Source organism: Variovorax sp. Varisp85 (genome assembly GCF_047304045.1).
GTDB lineage: Bacteria > Pseudomonadota > Gammaproteobacteria > Burkholderiales > Burkholderiaceae_C > Variovorax.
This window is the reverse complement of sequence record NZ_JBGLYN010000026.1, coordinates 22,275-35,580: the sequence shown is the minus strand read 5'-3', so window position 1 is coordinate 35,580 and position 13,306 is coordinate 22,275. Positions and strand designations below refer to the sequence as shown.

Sequence of the window (13,306 nt, the reverse complement as noted above, 5' to 3'; positions counted from 1 at the left end):
AACCACAGCCACGACCACCATGCCCCGCCTCGACGACCCCCTCCACGACGCCGAAGTCGGCTCCCGCGACAGCACGCTCGACACCACGCGCATCGACGACGTGCGCATCGGCGCCGTCCGTCCGCTCATCACCCCCGCGCTGCTGCAGGAACGCGTGCCCGTGCGCGACAACACGCTGGCGCTGGTCGAGCGCAGCCGCGCGGAAATTGCCGACGTGCTGCACGGCCGCGACGACCGGCTGGTGGTCGTGGTCGGCCCCTGCTCCATCCATGACCACGACCAGGCCATCGAATACGCACAGCGCCTGAAGATCGTCTCCGATTCGCTGCAGGACGACCTGCTCATCGTGATGCGTGCCTACTTCGAGAAGCCGCGCACCACCGTGGGCTGGAAGGGCTACATCAACGACCCGCACCTGGACGGCAGCTTCGCGATCAACGAAGGGCTGGAGCGCGCGCGGCGCCTGCTGCTCGAACTGACCACCCTGGGCCTGCCGACCGGCACCGAGTTCCTCGACCTGCTGAGCCCGCAGTTCATTGCCGACCTGATCGCCTGGGGTGCCATCGGCGCCCGCACCACCGAGAGCCAGAGCCACCGGCAGCTGGCGTCGGGCCTGAGCTGCCCGGTCGGCTTCAAGAACGGCACCGACGGCAGCGTCAAGGTTGCGGCCGACGCCATCCTCGCGGCCCGCGCGCCGCATGCCTTCATGGGCATGACCAAGATGGGCATGGCGGCGATCTTCGAGACCCGCGGCAACGACGACTGCCACGTGATCCTGCGCGGCGGCAAGGCCCCCAACTATTCGGCCGCGGATGTCGCGGCCAGCTGCGAGGCGCTGCTGGCGAATGGCCTGCGGCCGCAGGTGATGATCGATGTCTCGCACGGCAACAGCAGCAAGCAGCACCAGCGGCAGATCGTGGTCGCCGAAGACGTGGCGGCGCAGATCGCGGCGGGCGAGCGGCGCATCACGGGCATCATGATCGAGAGCCATCTGGAGGAAGGACGGCAGGACCTGAAGCCTGGGGTTGCGCTGAAGCATGGGGTTTCGATTACCGATGCCTGCATTGGGTTTGCGCAGACGGTGCCGGTGCTCGAGGGGCTGGCTTCGGCGGTGAAGGCGCGGCGGCGGGTGTCGAAGGGGTGAGGCTGGAGGGGGCCTGCTTGCTTGCGGGTGCTCGCGCGACCTGGGCGTGTCGGGCAGCTTCAGACTGGTCTGCGATGTTCGCCCAGCCGCCGCCGCAGCGAATGGCGGCGATCAACGCAGCCGGACATCCAGGTTGGCAATGATCGGCCGGCCGCTCCTCCTCCTCCTCCTCCTGGTTCGGCCGCTCTGCGTGCGGTGCCGACGCCTACCGCAGAAAGCTGGCAAGAAAGCGGCTGGCACGCCCAGTTGCATGAGTAACAGTCAACAGGTTGCGCGCTCTCGACGTGGCAACGTAGAAGAGATTTCTTTCGTCTGGGCTATTGCCATCAAAACTGCCTGCGTTTACGCCTGGAACAATGACGTGATCGAACTCAAGGCCTTTGGAAGACTCGATGGTGGAGAGAACAATTCGACTCTCTTTCTGGCTTCTTGCCTTTGCGGCGTGGTCATACTGAAGTAACGCGTCCAGCAGTGAATTAATAGAGGCATATCTCTTCGCCACATTGAGAAGACCGGCAATAGAGGACTCGACTTCTTCGACGTCCGAACTCCGCACGAAGACGCGCCGAGTCAGCTCGTTCACTCCAAGAGCTGCAGTAATCTTGGGAAAATCAGCAATGCTGTTGTTGCTAGCCAATGCCATTGCCCCAAGGATTCGCTCCGACACGCTGTGCTCCGTCTCTCGAAGCAATCGTGGCAGTACGAACGATCGGAAGTTCTCCTCGCTCGCGCTGTCAACGACTTGTTCGGTCTCAACTGCGTCTCCTTCGCCCGGCAGCGTTCCCCCTACGAACTGCCACGTCGCCCGCTTTGCAGCCAGCAGCGTCTCGGTACCAAACTTGGCTTGCAGGTCGACCGCGACGGCGAGCAGCATTCGAATGAAGAGAACTTCTGGGCGTTCAAGGAAGCTCCTGAAGCCGACTGTCTCATAGGGCAGGCTTTTGACAATCAAGAAGTGCTCCAATTCCACAGCGTTTCCGGGGTGTCGGAGCAAGACTGCAAGATCCTGGAGGTCAGAGTCTTCATCGAGCCCTCGTCGACTCCTCGCTGCGTCTTCGACAACGTGAAGGACCTCTTCTGCCGTGTTGGCTACCTTTACCTCGACTGCCGACTTCCGATCCTTGTTAGCGGTATAGGCCTTGCTCGCGAAACTGCCGAGCGGCCGCGCCAACGATTCGCCAAAGCGATGAGTCAACGTGAGCGGCAAGCGCTTAGGCTCACTGATCTCGATGCCAAATCCGTCCTTCATGAAGTAGGAGTCGGCGCCATCCCTTGCATGGATTACTTGGTCTCGATCTCCTACGCCAAGGAACGTACAGCCATCGTTGACCTCTAGCAGCTTTTTCAGAACGGTGAAGATGGCCCAGTTGCAGTCGTGCATTTCGTCAAATACCACGGCCTCCGCGCCAACCCATAGCGGGTGGCTTTCCCACGAAAACGGTGGATCGTCCGAGATCAGCAATCGAGCCAAGTCATAGGTGGCATCGCCCTGGTATCGGAATCTTGCCTGCTCACCTTCTCCGTCCAGAAAAGCTATCCGCTCCCGCTCGTATTCCCTGAGTACAGAAAGGGTCGTGAAGCTGAATCCCAGGTCGGATGCACTTTGAGGCGTTAAGGAAAAGTACTCGCCAGCGCGTTGGATAGCCATGGACCCTTTGATCTGACCGAACTCCTCGAGAAGCCCTTCGACCGCCAGTCCCCCCTCGCCGTGCAAGGAGAATTCTCCTGGGAATCGAGCTTCGGCCCGCTCTCTGGCGGTTGCAATTGCGTCAATGACCGCTTCTCTAATGTCCTCGGGCCTCTTGTCACGTCGGACCCTGATTCCCTCGAGTCGCTCAAGCCTTTTAGCGCAGAAATCTTCGACTGTGCCTACGCGCAACTGCCGTACGATCTCCCTGGGCAGGTCGATGCGCGTAAAGGCCGCCTCGAACGCCTTCACGCCTGGCTCCGTGAAGCTCAAGGACAGAATCTTCTTGGGATTCGCACCTCGTTCAATAAGGCCCGCAATCGTAAAAGCCGCAGTTGTCGTCTTCGCGGCGCCCGCATTGGCCTCAACGATGATCCGGTCGCTTTTACAGGCGCGGATGTCCTTTTGCTCGTCCGTCCATTTCAAAGGCACGCGGCTTGAAGTCATGAATTCCCTGTCCTTCCTTTCGAACAAGAATGGCGAGAGGCCTGTTTAACTTGGCAGCACTCTCTTGTGTGATCCAGGTCTGATTCCAAGCCTTCGTCAGCTACCACTACGAATTCCAGCATCCTAGGTGCGAACTCGGCCAGCTGCCATCGATGAACTGCGCGATGAAGACGCTGGCGTACGGGGATTCTGCTGCAACTTCTCGTATTTCGCGCTGGGCTTTGTCGCGCCAAGCAATGCCGCTTGTTCGTGCTTCCGCTACCCTGCGCGCCGCCTGACAGCTTGTGCCCCCTCCACGCGGCGCGCAGAATCACGGCCCCGCGTTGGAGGAATTGACCATGACGATTCCGTACTTTGTCCTGACGCCTGACCGGCGTGAAGTCCCTCTGAACGTGCTCGGCACGCAGGTGACGGTGCTGGCGTCGAATGCGACGACGCAGAGCTATGGCATCACTTTCCAACGGGGTGACGAAGGCACGGGGCCACCGCCGCACAGCCACGACTGGGACGAAGCCTTCTACGTCCTCGGAGGCGAGGTCGAGTTTCTCTGCGACGGCCGCGCGCACATGTGCCAGCCCGGCACGCTCGTCCATGTACCGCGTGGAACGGTGCATGGCTTTCACTACGGCAAGGGCGGCGGGCAGATGCTCGAGATCACGGGGGAGGGCGCCTTGGCCGCCCAGATGTTCACCGCGATCGATCGCGAGATTCCGGTGGGGCCGCCTGATATTCCGAAGCTGCTGGAGGTGCTCGAGCGGAATGGGATTGCCGTCGCAGCCTGACCGGGAGGCGGCCGTAGCCGGGCGGTCGCTTGCCGAGGCCAGACTGTGCCGCAGTGCGCATGGCATACGAATGTTGTATGATGTGCATCATGCGAAATACCAGGCCCAATACCCGAGCTGCCGCCAAGGATGCAACGCATGAGCGCATCGTGTCCGTGGCAGCCCGCGCGATCCGTCGCAGCGGCTACGACGGGACCGGGGTCTCGGACATCATGAAGGAGGCCGGCCTGACGCACGGGGCCTTCTATGCCCACTTCGCATCGCGTGAGACCATGCTGGCCGAAGCGGCGGGGAGGGCGTGCGCAGAGTCCGCCGCCGCCGCGGCCGACGTCGTGGCCAGCGTGCCCCCCGGCACTGCGCTCGCATCCATGCTGAGCGCCTATCTCTCCAGGGAGCATCAGGAGAACGCCGACATAGGTTGCCCCCTGGCCGCGCTGGGTTCCGAGACCTCGCGGCAGGCTCCCGAAGTGCGCCGTGTAGCGACCCGGCACATCAAGGAAATGATCGACCTCGTCGCCCGCCAGTTGCCGGACTGGGGACAGCCCGGAGCCCACGAACGGGCCCTCGTGACCCTCTCCACCATGGTGGGCGCCTTGCTGCTCGCGCGTGCTGTCGACGAGCCTGCGCTGTCTGACAGCCTGCGCGAGGCCGCGCTCAAGCACCTGACCTCCGTCGGCAACTGAATCCGTTGATGGATGGATGCCGCCCTTTCGTTTGCCTTTAAATATGATGATCATCATTCCAAATGAAGTGTTTATTGACGGAGAAACAAGGAAGGCCATGAAAGCATTTGTGTTGGAGCGCTACGGGAAAAAGAGCGCGTTGCGGTCGGCGGAAATGCCGACCCTCGAACTGCGCGATGACGAAGTCCTGGTCGAGGTTCATGCCGCCGGCGTGAACCTGCTGGACGCCAAGATCAGGGACGGAGAGTTCAAGCTCATCCTGCCCTACCGCCTGCCGCTCGTCCTGGGCCACGACGTGGCTGGCGTCGTGGTCGAGGTGGGCCGGCGCGTGCAGCAGTTCAGGCCCGGCGACGAGGTGTATGCGCGGGCGGATGACTTCCGGATCGGCACCTTCGCCGAATTCGTTGCGGTCAAGGAGGCATCGATTGCGCTCCGGCCCAAGGGTCTCACGATGGTCGAAGCCGCCTCCATCCCCCTGGTGGGCCTGACGGCATGGCAGGCGCTGGTCGAGAAGGCCGAGCTGAAGAAGGGGCAGAAGGTCTTCATTCAGGCGGGCTCCGGCGGCGTGGGCACTTTCGCCATCCAGTTGGCCAAGCATCTGGGCGCAACCGTCGCCACGACGACGAGCGCAGGCAACGTCGCGCTTGTGAAGAGCCTGGGCGCAGACGTGGTCATCGACTACAGGACGCAGGACTTCGAGGATGTCCTGCGCGACTACGACGTGGTCCTGAACAGCCAGGATGGCAAGACGCTCGAGAAGTCGCTTCGCGTGCTCAAGCCCGGCGGAAGGCTCATCTCCATCTCCGGACCGCCGGACCCCGAATTCGGCAAGGAAATCTCGGCACCCGGGTTCGTGAAGCTGGTCATGCGGCTGCTGAGCTCGGGCATCAGGCGAAGGGCGAAACGCCGAGGCATTGGCTATTCGTTCCTCTTCATGAGGGCGAATGGAGGCCAACTGCGCGAGATCACCCGGCTCATCGAGGCCGGGGCCATCCGGCCCGTGATGGACCGGGTCTTTCCTTTCGAGGCGACCAACGAGGCCCTGGCCTATGTCGAGTCTGGCCGCGCGAAGGGCAAGGTCGTCATCAAAGTCAAGTGAACCCGATTCCCAACCAGCTCATTTTTTGGAGTCTCCCATGAAGATCGAAAACGCTGTCGTCCTCGTCACCGGAGCCAATCGCGGCATTGGCCTGGCCTTTGCACGCGAGTTGCTCGCCCGTGGCGCCCGCAAGGTCTACGCTGGTGCGCGCGACCCCGTCACCATCACGCAAGCCGGTGTCCAGCCCCTGCGGCTCGACGTCAACAAGCCGGAAGACGTCGCAGCCGCCGCGGAGCTGGCCTCGGACGTGACGCTCGTGATCAACAACGCCGGCATTGCACAGCCTGGCGGCTTTCTCGCAGCCGACAGCGAAGAGGTGGCACGACGCATCTTCGAGACCAACTTCTTCGCCGTGCTGCGCATGAGCAAGGCCTTTGCGCCGATCCTCAGGGCCAACGGCGGTGGCGCATTGCTCAACGTGTTGTCGGTCGCCTCGTGGGTGAACGGCGGCGAACTGGGCGCCTATTCGGCCAGCAAGTCCGCGGCCTGGTCGCTTACCAATGCACTGCGCAACGAACTGGCGGCACAGAAGACGCAGGTGCTGGGGCTGCACATGGCCTACGTCGATACCGATCTGACACGCGGGTTCGAGGTGCCGAAGTCCAGCCCGGAGGAAATCGTCAAGCGCGCGCTCGACGGACTTGAATCGGGTCTCGACGAAGTGCTGGCCGATGAACTCACCCTGCAAGTCAAGCGCGGGATGACGGCGGACAGACCCAGCTACCTGCCGCAGGCCTCCTGAGGTGTTTCGGTTGCACGCCGACTTCCTGAGCAAGGCGCTTGCGTTCCTTGCACGATGACCGGCGGCGGACTGCCTGCCGTGCACAATCTGCCCCAGCATGCGAATCCACGAACTGAAACGCCGACTGCGCGAAGCCGGAGCCGGCCCCAGCCACGAACAACGCATCCTGCGGCTTTGGTCCCATGCGCTGCCCCGGGACAGCGGCAGGCGCCTGCCGGGGACCTTCTTCCCGTCGTCGTTGCTGGCTGCCTTGCCGTCCATCGAAGCTGAGCTTGCTGGGCTGGCGCGCATCCATGCGGTGCATCCCGGTGCCGATGGTTCAGAGCGGCTGCTCGTGGCCCTCGCGGACGGCCAGACCGTGGAGAGCGTGCTTCTGCCCCGCGATGGCCTGTGCGTCTCCTCGCAGGTCGGATGCGCCGTCGGGTGCCAGTTCTGCATGACCGGCCGCGAAGGCTTGCTGCGCCAGGTGGGAAGCGCCGAGATCATTGCCCAGGTCGCCCTCGCGCGCATGCGGCGGCCGGTGCGCAAGGTGGTGTTCATGGGCATGGGTGAACCGGCCCACAACCTGGACAACGTGATGGAGGCGATCGACCTGCTCGGCACGGTGGGCAACGTTGGCCACAAGAACCTGGTGTTCTCGACCGTGGGCGATCCACGCGCGTTCGAGAGGCTGCACCAGGAACGCGTGAAGCCTGCGCTGGCGCTCTCGTTGCACACGACCAAGGCCGAACTGCGCCGCAAGCTCCTGCCGCGCGCGCCGAACATGACGCCCGAGGAACTGGTCGCCGCGGGCGAGCGCTATGCGCGGGCCACCGGCTACCCGATCCAGTACCAATGGACGCTGCTGGAAGGCGTCAACGACGGGCAGGATGAGATCGAAGGCATCGTCCAGCTGCTCTCCGGCAAGTACGGCGTGCTGAACATGATTCCCTTCAACGCAGTCGACGGCGTGGCGTTCAGCCGCCCGTCGTGGGAGCACTGCGAACAGATGGCGCGCACGCTGCACGAACGGGGCATCCTGACGAAGCTGCGCAATTCAGCCGGCCAGGATGTCGACGGCGGATGCGGCCAGTTGAGGGCGCGCGCAGCCGAAGTGCAGGTGCTGTTTCGAAAGACCGAAGACCGGCGTTAGGTCGACCCGCCCGCGTCCGGGTGCTGCAGCTTCACCGAGATCCCGTAAAGAGCCAGCATGCCGAGCACATGCCCGATGGCGACGCCTGGCTCGCCTGATTCGATCCGTGCGATGGTCTGGACGTGAACGCCCAGGCGTGCGGCAGCGGCGGCCTGGCCCTCGCCGGCACTGGTGCGCGCCAGCTTGGCGGCGGCGCCCAGCTCCTTGATCGCCAGAATGGCGTCGCCCCCGATGTCTGCGGAAATTCGTTTGCCTTTGGCCATTTCCGCATTGTCACCGCAGAGAATCCCCGCATGCCCCACGCCGTTTCCCTCCTTCGCGCCGCGCGCCTGGCGCGAAGCGCCAAACCCTTTCTGGCCCGCGGGGGCTTCAAGCGCGAGCGCTGCGCCGGCTGCCGGCTGGTGCCCAGCCACTGCATGTGCGCAGTGCGCCCGTCGGTGGCAACACGCGCTGGGGTGTGCCTGCTCATGGCCGACATCGAGCCGCTCAAGCCGACCAACACGGGTTGGCTGATTGCCGACGTGGTGGCCGATACCTTCGCCTTCGGCTGGATGCGCACCGACACCGACCCCGCGCTGCTGGCCTTGCTGAACGACCCGCAGTGGCAACCGTACGTGGTGTTCCCGGGGCAGTACGCGGCGCCCGAGCGGGTGGTCGCCAGTGTTTCGTCGCCCGACCCAACCCGTGCCGGCACTGCCAAACGCCCGCTCTTCATCCTGTTCGACGGGACCTGGTCCGAGGCGCGCAAGATGTTCAGCAGGAGCCCTTACCTCGACCTGCTGCCCGTGCTGAGCCTGCAGCCGGAGCGGACCACGCAATACAAGCTGCGCCGCTCCGGCCGCGACGACCATTTCTGCACGAGCGAGGTGGCCGCGCTGTGCATGAACCTGGCAGGTGAACACGCCGCCGAGCAAACGCTGGAGGCCTATCTCGCGGTCTTCACGCACCACTACCTGAGTGCGAAGAAGCAGCAGCCCATTGCATGGGATGGGGCTGCGCATCAGCGGCTGCGCGAACTGTCCGCTCTCCCGCTTTCATGAACCGCGCCGGCCGCTGATGGGCGCATGCAGCGCCATCAGCCCGGCCACCCAGTCGATGAACACGCGCAGCTTGGCGCTGACGTGCCGGTTCGGCGGAAACGCGATGTACAGCGGCATCGGGTCGAGCTGCCAGCCCTCGAACAGAGGTACCAGTTCCCCGTTCGCCACGTGCGCCTTGGCCAAGTAGTCGGGTAGCCAAAGGATGCCGAGTCCGGCCAGACCAGCCGCGAGGTAGGCATTGCCGTCGTCGACCGACAGCACGTAGCGGCCCTGCACCCCGATGTGCTCGCCATCGCGGCGCATGGTGTACGGAAAAGTCTTGCCGTTGCGCGACCACAGGAAGCCCACGATGCGGTGATGCGTGTCTTCCAGGTCCTGAGGGTGCGAGGGCGTGCCGGCGAGTTCCAGGTAGCTCGGCGCCGCATACACGCCGAGCTGCAGATCGCCCACGCGGCGTGCCATGAGCGACTGGTCGGTGAGTTCGCCGCCGCGCACCACGCAGTCCACGTTCTCGCCGATCAGGTCCACCATGCGATCGCTCACGCCCATGTCGAGCTGGATGTCGGGGTAGCGCGCGTGGAACGCCGGCAGCGCCGGCACCAGGATCGTGCGCGCCAGCGGGCTGGGCACGTCAACGCGCAGCCGGCCCCTGGGCGATGCCGAGGCGCCCGAGAGGCTGGTCTCGGCATCGTCCATGTCGGCCAGCAGGCGCACCACGCGCTCGTAGTAGGCCGCGCCGTCGGCAGTGACGTTGACCTTGCGCGTCGTGCGGTTGAGCAGCTTCACGCGCAGCCTCGCTTCGAGCTGCTGCACCAGCTGCGTCACGCTGGTCTTGCTCATGTGAAGCGTCTCGGCCGCCTTGGTGAAGCTGCCTGCTTCCACCACGCGGGCGAAAGCCTGCATTGCATCGAAACGGTCCATGGTGCTGCTCCTGCGGATGCGCAGATTGTTTGGGTTCTGCAAACAGTGATTGTTGGCCTTGCCCATTTATCCGGGAGGCGCGGCTCCCTAAAGTCCCTTCATCGTTATTTCTTCGGGAAGGCCATCCATCCATGACTCAGCGCGACGTCGTTTTTCCACCCGGGCGCCAGGCGCTCTACGAAAAGAATCGCTACTCGCCGGCGATCCGGTCCAACGGCTTCCTGTTCGTGTCGGGGCAGGTCGGCAGCCGCCCCGATGGCTCGCCGGAGCCCGATCTGGAGGCGCAGGTCCGGCTGGCGTTCGAGAACCTGAATGCGATCCTTGCGGCGGCGAACTGCACGTTCGACGACGTGGTCGACGTCACGGTGTTCATCGTCGATCCGGAGTCGAATTTCGAGACGGTCTGGAAGGTGGTGCCGGAGTACTGGGGCGGAGCGCCGCACCCGACGCTGACGGGGATCGGGGTGACGTGGCTCTACGGATTCCAGTTCGAGATCAAGGTGATTGCGAGGCTGCCGGAGAACAATGAGGGCTGAGCCCTGCGCTCGCCACGGGCCGCCCGGCCGCCTGCATGGGAGCGATCTCAGCGGATGGGCTTATGGTGACCTGCGCGGAGCTGGTTTGCGCGCTGGCCTTTCAGGTAGCCGGTCACGAGGCGCGCACCCTCGTCGATGAGCGCTTCCATCCGATCGTCGGTCAGAACCTTGGAGTGGTGCAGCACCGCGTTGTGCGTCAACGCCTCGATCGTGGTGACACATACAAACGATGCGAGCTCCAGGTCGTCAACGCCGAGTTCGTCCCGGGCTCCTTCTAGATAGGTACTGAACAGGCTGAAATTTTCACGACTGAAGGTTTCCAGCTTCTCCAGCTTTCCCACGCGCGGGATCTGTTCGGCGAGCACCCGATGCAGCTGGGGATCGAGACGGTGCGCCTCTACCGCGACAGCGACGAACCTGCGCATCGCCTGGTCCAGCGGCTGGCTCGAGACCTCGCTCAGCTCGCTGCGCACCATCTGCATGATCTGCTGCTGGTGGCGCTCGATCACGGCGGCGACGAGTGCCTCCTTGCTGGGGAAATATTGATAGAGCGAGCCGATGCTCACCCCCGCAACCTCCGCGATGCGGTTGGTGCTGGCCTTGTCGAAACCATCCTTGACCAGAATGCGAGCAGTTGCCTCGATCAGGTTGTCCACGGTCGCGCGCGATCGCTCCTGAATGGCGGTTTTCCTGGGCCGGATGACTGGTTTTCTCGTCATTTTCAGATGCCATCAATGCGAGTATGAAAAGCGAATGATCGCTCATATTCTGAGTGGGCGCGGACAGGCAGCGCAACTTCCTGCATGTAAGACCCGTGGCGCGCAAACCCCTCAGGAGACCATGACATGGACGACACACTGCATCACCTCTTCAGATACAAGGCTTGGGCAAACGATCAGCTGTTGACCGCGCTGGCCCGGCTTGGCGACAGCTCCTCGATCACCGCTTTGGCCATCAAGGCCTTGAGCCACACCTATGTGGTCGACCGGATATTCGCCGCCCACATCAGGCGGGAAGCTCACGGGTACGCATCGGCCAACTTGAGCGAGATGCCAACGCTGGAAGATCTGTCCACCGATCTCCGGAGAAGCGATCAGGAATACATCGACTATGTGTCGACGCTCGATCTCGACCAACTGGCCGAACGAATCGACTTCGCGTTCACCGACGGCGCACAGGGGCGCATGTCCCGCGAGGAGATGCTCATGCATGTTGTCACGCACGGAGCAGGCCATCGTGGACAGGTGAGCGCGGTGATGCTGCTCAATTCGGTTCCACCGGCCAGGGATGGCTTCACGACGTACCTGCACGAGGCCCAGGCGTCGACGAGAGGGCGGGTCGCCGCTCGAGCGTAGTCGGGTTGCTACGTCCGCTCCGGGCCTGCTTGACGATGCCCCGCACGGTTTCTGGAGACAATGACCCCGCTCGAAGCCAAGCACGAAGGGATCAAGATGTCAGCTGACGACTGGTGGAAGTGCGGAATCGTCTATCAGGTCTACCCGCGTTCGTTCCAGGACAGCAACGGCGATGGCATCGGAGACCTCGACGGAATCCGTGCCCGGCTGGATCATCTGGTCTCGCTCGGCATCGACGCCGTCTGGATCTCGCCGATCTATCCCTCGCCGATGGCCGACTTCGGCTACGACATCTCCCATTTCTGCGGCATCGATCCGTGCTTCGGCACGCTCGATGGCTTCGATGCGCTGGTGCAGGAGGCCCATGCGAAGGGGCTCAAGATCATCCTGGATTTCGTGCCCAACCACACGTCGGACCGGCATCCGTGGTTCGTGCAAAGCCGCAGCGCGCGCAGTGATGCGCGGCGCGACTGGTACATCTGGCGCGACCCGGCGCCCGACGGCGGGCCGCCCAACAATTGGCTGAGCAATTTCGGCGGCCCGGCCTGGAGCTTCGATGCGGCCACCGGGCAGTACTACGCCCATTCGTTCCTGAAGGAGCAGCCCGACCTCAACTGGCGCAACCCCGAAGTGCGCGCCGCGATGTATGAGGTGCTGCGCTTCTGGCTCCGGCGCGGCGTCGACGGATTCCGCGTCGACGTGCTCTCCCAGATCGTCAAGGACGCGCAGTTCCGCGACAACCCGCCGAATCCGGATTTCGTCGAAGGGCAGGACCCGTTTCTCCGCTGGACGATGCTTCACAACACGGACCTGCCGGAGGTGCAGCCGATCGTGGCCGAGATGCGCCGCGTGGTCGACGAGTTCAGCGATGCACACTCGTCGCGCGTGCTGATCGGCGAGCTCTACCTGCCGCTCGCGCGCCTGGTCGCCTACTACGGCCTCAACGCCCAGGGGGTGCTCGAAGGCGTGCAGCTGCCCTTCAACTTTCAGCTGATCGCGACCGAGTGGCAGGCGGCGCGCATCGACCGCCTAGTGCGCGACTACGAAGCCGCCTTGCCCGCCGGCGCCCAGCCGAACTGGGTGCTGGGCAATCACGACAGGTCCCGCATTGCAAACCGCGTCGGGCCACGGATGGCGCGGCTCGCCGCCATGCTGCTGCTCACGCTGCGCGGCACGCCCACGCTCTACTACGGCGACGAGATCGGCATGACGGACGTCCCCATTCCTGCCGACGAAGTGCAGGACCCGTTCGAGAAGAACAAGCCCGGCATGGGCCTGGGCCGAGACCCGGAGAGAACGCCCATGCAGTGGAGCGCCGAAGCGCACGCCGGCTTCACGACGGGAATCCCGTGGCTGCGCCTCGCATCCGACTGGCACATGCACAACGTCGAAGTGCAGTCGCGCGATCCGGGCTCCATGCTGGCGCTCTACAAGCGCCTCATCGCGTTGCGCCGCGCGCAGCCTGCGCTGCACCGGGGCAGCTACGAAGCGCTTGAAGCCGGGGACGAGATGCTCGCCTATGCGCGCGAGAGCGACGGACAGCGGCTGGTGGTGATATTGAACTTCGGCGCCACCTCGGCGCCGGTATCGCCGGCGCTGTTGCCGCGCCAGCCGATCGTGCTGGCATCGACCGATCCTGCGCGCGCCGGATCGATCGAAGGGCCCTTGGTGCTGGCGCCTTGCGAAGGTGTCCTCATCGGCGCGGTGAGCGACAAGGGCCCGACGACACGATGAGGGA

At 64.0% G+C, this 13,306-nt stretch carries 14 protein-coding genes; 10 read left to right on the top strand and 4 right to left on the bottom strand.

The genetic code is table 11. The features are described 5' to 3' along the window. Positions 1 to 19 precede the first annotated feature (19 nt). Positions 20 to 1,144: a 3-deoxy-7-phosphoheptulonate synthase gene (locus ACCC97_RS12785; RefSeq protein WP_413333132.1), complete on the top strand. Its 1,125-nt coding sequence runs from the start codon at positions 20 to 22 to the stop codon at positions 1,142 to 1,144. 205 nt (positions 1,145 to 1,349) lie between these two features. Here the strand turns inward: ACCC97_RS12785 and ACCC97_RS12780 are convergent, their stop codons facing one another. After that, positions 1,350 to 3,278, bottom strand: a complete 1,929-nt coding sequence (locus tag ACCC97_RS12780; protein WP_413333131.1) for a 3'-5' exonuclease — start codon at positions 3,276 to 3,278, stop codon at positions 1,350 to 1,352. 338 nt (positions 3,279 to 3,616) lie between these two features. Here ACCC97_RS12780 and ACCC97_RS12775 point away from each other — a divergent pair, with 338 nt between their 5' ends. The 5 genes from ACCC97_RS12775 to ACCC97_RS12755 all read left to right on the top strand — a co-directional run bounded on the left by ACCC97_RS12775 (position 3,617) and on the right by ACCC97_RS12755 (position 7,716). Next, the gene (locus ACCC97_RS12775) at positions 3,617 to 4,060 is read left to right on the top strand and encodes a cupin domain-containing protein (protein ID WP_413333129.1); all 444 of its coding nucleotides are present in this window, start codon (positions 3,617 to 3,619) and stop codon (positions 4,058 to 4,060) included. 77 nt (positions 4,061 to 4,137) lie between these two features. Further along, positions 4,138 to 4,743: a TetR/AcrR family transcriptional regulator gene (locus ACCC97_RS12770; protein ID WP_413333127.1), complete on the top strand. Its 606-nt coding sequence runs from the start codon at positions 4,138 to 4,140 to the stop codon at positions 4,741 to 4,743. A gap of 97 nt (positions 4,744 to 4,840) precedes the next feature. After that, positions 4,841 to 5,842 carry an NADP-dependent oxidoreductase gene (locus tag ACCC97_RS12765; protein WP_413333163.1) on the top strand — a complete coding sequence of 334 codons (1,002 nt, stop codon included), beginning with the start codon at positions 4,841 to 4,843 and terminating at the stop codon, positions 5,840 to 5,842. A gap of 37 nt (positions 5,843 to 5,879) precedes the next feature. Next, entirely contained in the window at positions 5,880 to 6,584 is a 705-nt protein-coding gene (locus ACCC97_RS12760) for an SDR family oxidoreductase (protein WP_413333125.1), read from the top strand. A gap of 97 nt (positions 6,585 to 6,681) precedes the next feature. After that, complete coding sequence (locus ACCC97_RS12755; protein ID WP_413333123.1) at positions 6,682 to 7,716, top strand: RNA methyltransferase; 1,035 nt, start codon at positions 6,682 to 6,684, stop codon at positions 7,714 to 7,716. Here the strand turns inward: ACCC97_RS12755 and ACCC97_RS12750 are convergent. Continuing rightward, positions 7,713 to 7,979, bottom strand: a complete 267-nt coding sequence (locus tag ACCC97_RS12750) for a helix-turn-helix domain-containing protein (protein WP_042672889.1) — start codon at positions 7,977 to 7,979, stop codon at positions 7,713 to 7,715. The two genes, ACCC97_RS12755 and ACCC97_RS12750, sit on opposite strands and share 4 nt — an antisense overlap. A gap of 30 nt (positions 7,980 to 8,009) precedes the next feature. On the opposite strand from ACCC97_RS12750, the gene ACCC97_RS12745 reads away from it, so the two are divergent. After that, positions 8,010 to 8,756: a tRNA-uridine aminocarboxypropyltransferase gene (locus ACCC97_RS12745; protein ID WP_413333121.1), complete on the top strand. Its 747-nt coding sequence runs from the start codon at positions 8,010 to 8,012 to the stop codon at positions 8,754 to 8,756. On the opposite strand, the gene ACCC97_RS12740 is transcribed toward ACCC97_RS12745, so the two are convergent. Further along, on the bottom strand, positions 8,751 to 9,677 hold the full coding sequence (locus ACCC97_RS12740; protein WP_413315154.1) for a LysR substrate-binding domain-containing protein: 927 nt from the start codon (positions 9,675 to 9,677) through the stop codon (positions 8,751 to 8,753). The genes ACCC97_RS12745 and ACCC97_RS12740 overlap by 6 nt on opposite strands. A gap of 131 nt (positions 9,678 to 9,808) precedes the next feature. Between ACCC97_RS12740 and ACCC97_RS12735 the strand changes: the two genes are divergently transcribed. Then, on the top strand, positions 9,809 to 10,213 hold the full coding sequence (locus tag ACCC97_RS12735) for a RidA family protein (protein WP_413333119.1): 405 nt from the start codon (positions 9,809 to 9,811) through the stop codon (positions 10,211 to 10,213). Between the two features lie 47 nt (positions 10,214 to 10,260). On the opposite strand, the gene ACCC97_RS12730 is transcribed toward ACCC97_RS12735, so the two are convergent. Then, complete coding sequence (locus ACCC97_RS12730) at positions 10,261 to 10,869, bottom strand: TetR/AcrR family transcriptional regulator (RefSeq protein WP_413333117.1); 609 nt, start codon at positions 10,867 to 10,869, stop codon at positions 10,261 to 10,263. Positions 10,870 to 11,058: 189 nt separating this feature from the next. Between ACCC97_RS12730 and ACCC97_RS12725 the strand changes: the two genes are divergently transcribed. Both ACCC97_RS12725 and ACCC97_RS12720 read left to right on the top strand, forming a co-directional pair. After that, positions 11,059 to 11,568: a DinB family protein gene (locus ACCC97_RS12725; protein WP_007830036.1), complete on the top strand. Its 510-nt coding sequence runs from the start codon at positions 11,059 to 11,061 to the stop codon at positions 11,566 to 11,568. A gap of 96 nt (positions 11,569 to 11,664) precedes the next feature. Then, positions 11,665 to 13,302 (top strand): alpha-amylase family glycosyl hydrolase, encoded by a 1,638-nt coding sequence (locus ACCC97_RS12720; RefSeq protein ID WP_413333115.1) that lies wholly within the window; start codon positions 11,665 to 11,667, stop codon positions 13,300 to 13,302. Positions 13,303 to 13,306 lie beyond the last annotated feature (4 nt).

Excerpts from the sequence above, each read along its gene's own strand:
- ACCC97_RS12780 (WP_413333131.1), bottom strand. The coding sequence starts at position 3,278 with ATGACTTCAAGCCGCGTGCCTTTGAAATGGACGGACGAGCAAAAGGAC.
- ACCC97_RS12745 (WP_413333121.1), top strand. The coding sequence starts at position 8,010 with ATGCCCCACGCCGTTTCCCTCCTTCGCGCCGCGCGCCTGGCGCGAAGC.
- ACCC97_RS12735 (WP_413333119.1), top strand. The coding sequence starts at position 9,809 with ATGACTCAGCGCGACGTCGTTTTTCCACCCGGGCGCCAGGCGCTCTAC.
- ACCC97_RS12765 (WP_413333163.1), top strand. The coding sequence starts at position 4,841 with ATGAAAGCATTTGTGTTGGAGCGCTACGGGAAAAAGAGCGCGTTGCGG.
- ACCC97_RS12740 (WP_413315154.1), bottom strand. The coding sequence starts at position 9,677 with ATGGACCGTTTCGATGCAATGCAGGCTTTCGCCCGCGTGGTGGAAGCA.
- ACCC97_RS12725 (WP_007830036.1), top strand. The coding sequence starts at position 11,059 with ATGGACGACACACTGCATCACCTCTTCAGATACAAGGCTTGGGCAAAC.
- ACCC97_RS12760 (WP_413333125.1), top strand. The coding sequence starts at position 5,880 with ATGAAGATCGAAAACGCTGTCGTCCTCGTCACCGGAGCCAATCGCGGC.
- ACCC97_RS12775 (WP_413333129.1), top strand. The coding sequence starts at position 3,617 with ATGACGATTCCGTACTTTGTCCTGACGCCTGACCGGCGTGAAGTCCCT.
- ACCC97_RS12750 (WP_042672889.1), bottom strand. The coding sequence starts at position 7,979 with ATGGCCAAAGGCAAACGAATTTCCGCAGACATCGGGGGCGACGCCATT.
- ACCC97_RS12770 (WP_413333127.1), top strand. The coding sequence starts at position 4,138 with ATGATGTGCATCATGCGAAATACCAGGCCCAATACCCGAGCTGCCGCC.
- ACCC97_RS12785 (WP_413333132.1), top strand. The coding sequence starts at position 20 with ATGCCCCGCCTCGACGACCCCCTCCACGACGCCGAAGTCGGCTCCCGC.
- ACCC97_RS12755 (WP_413333123.1), top strand. The coding sequence starts at position 6,682 with ATGCGAATCCACGAACTGAAACGCCGACTGCGCGAAGCCGGAGCCGGC.
- ACCC97_RS12720 (WP_413333115.1), top strand. The coding sequence starts at position 11,665 with ATGTCAGCTGACGACTGGTGGAAGTGCGGAATCGTCTATCAGGTCTAC.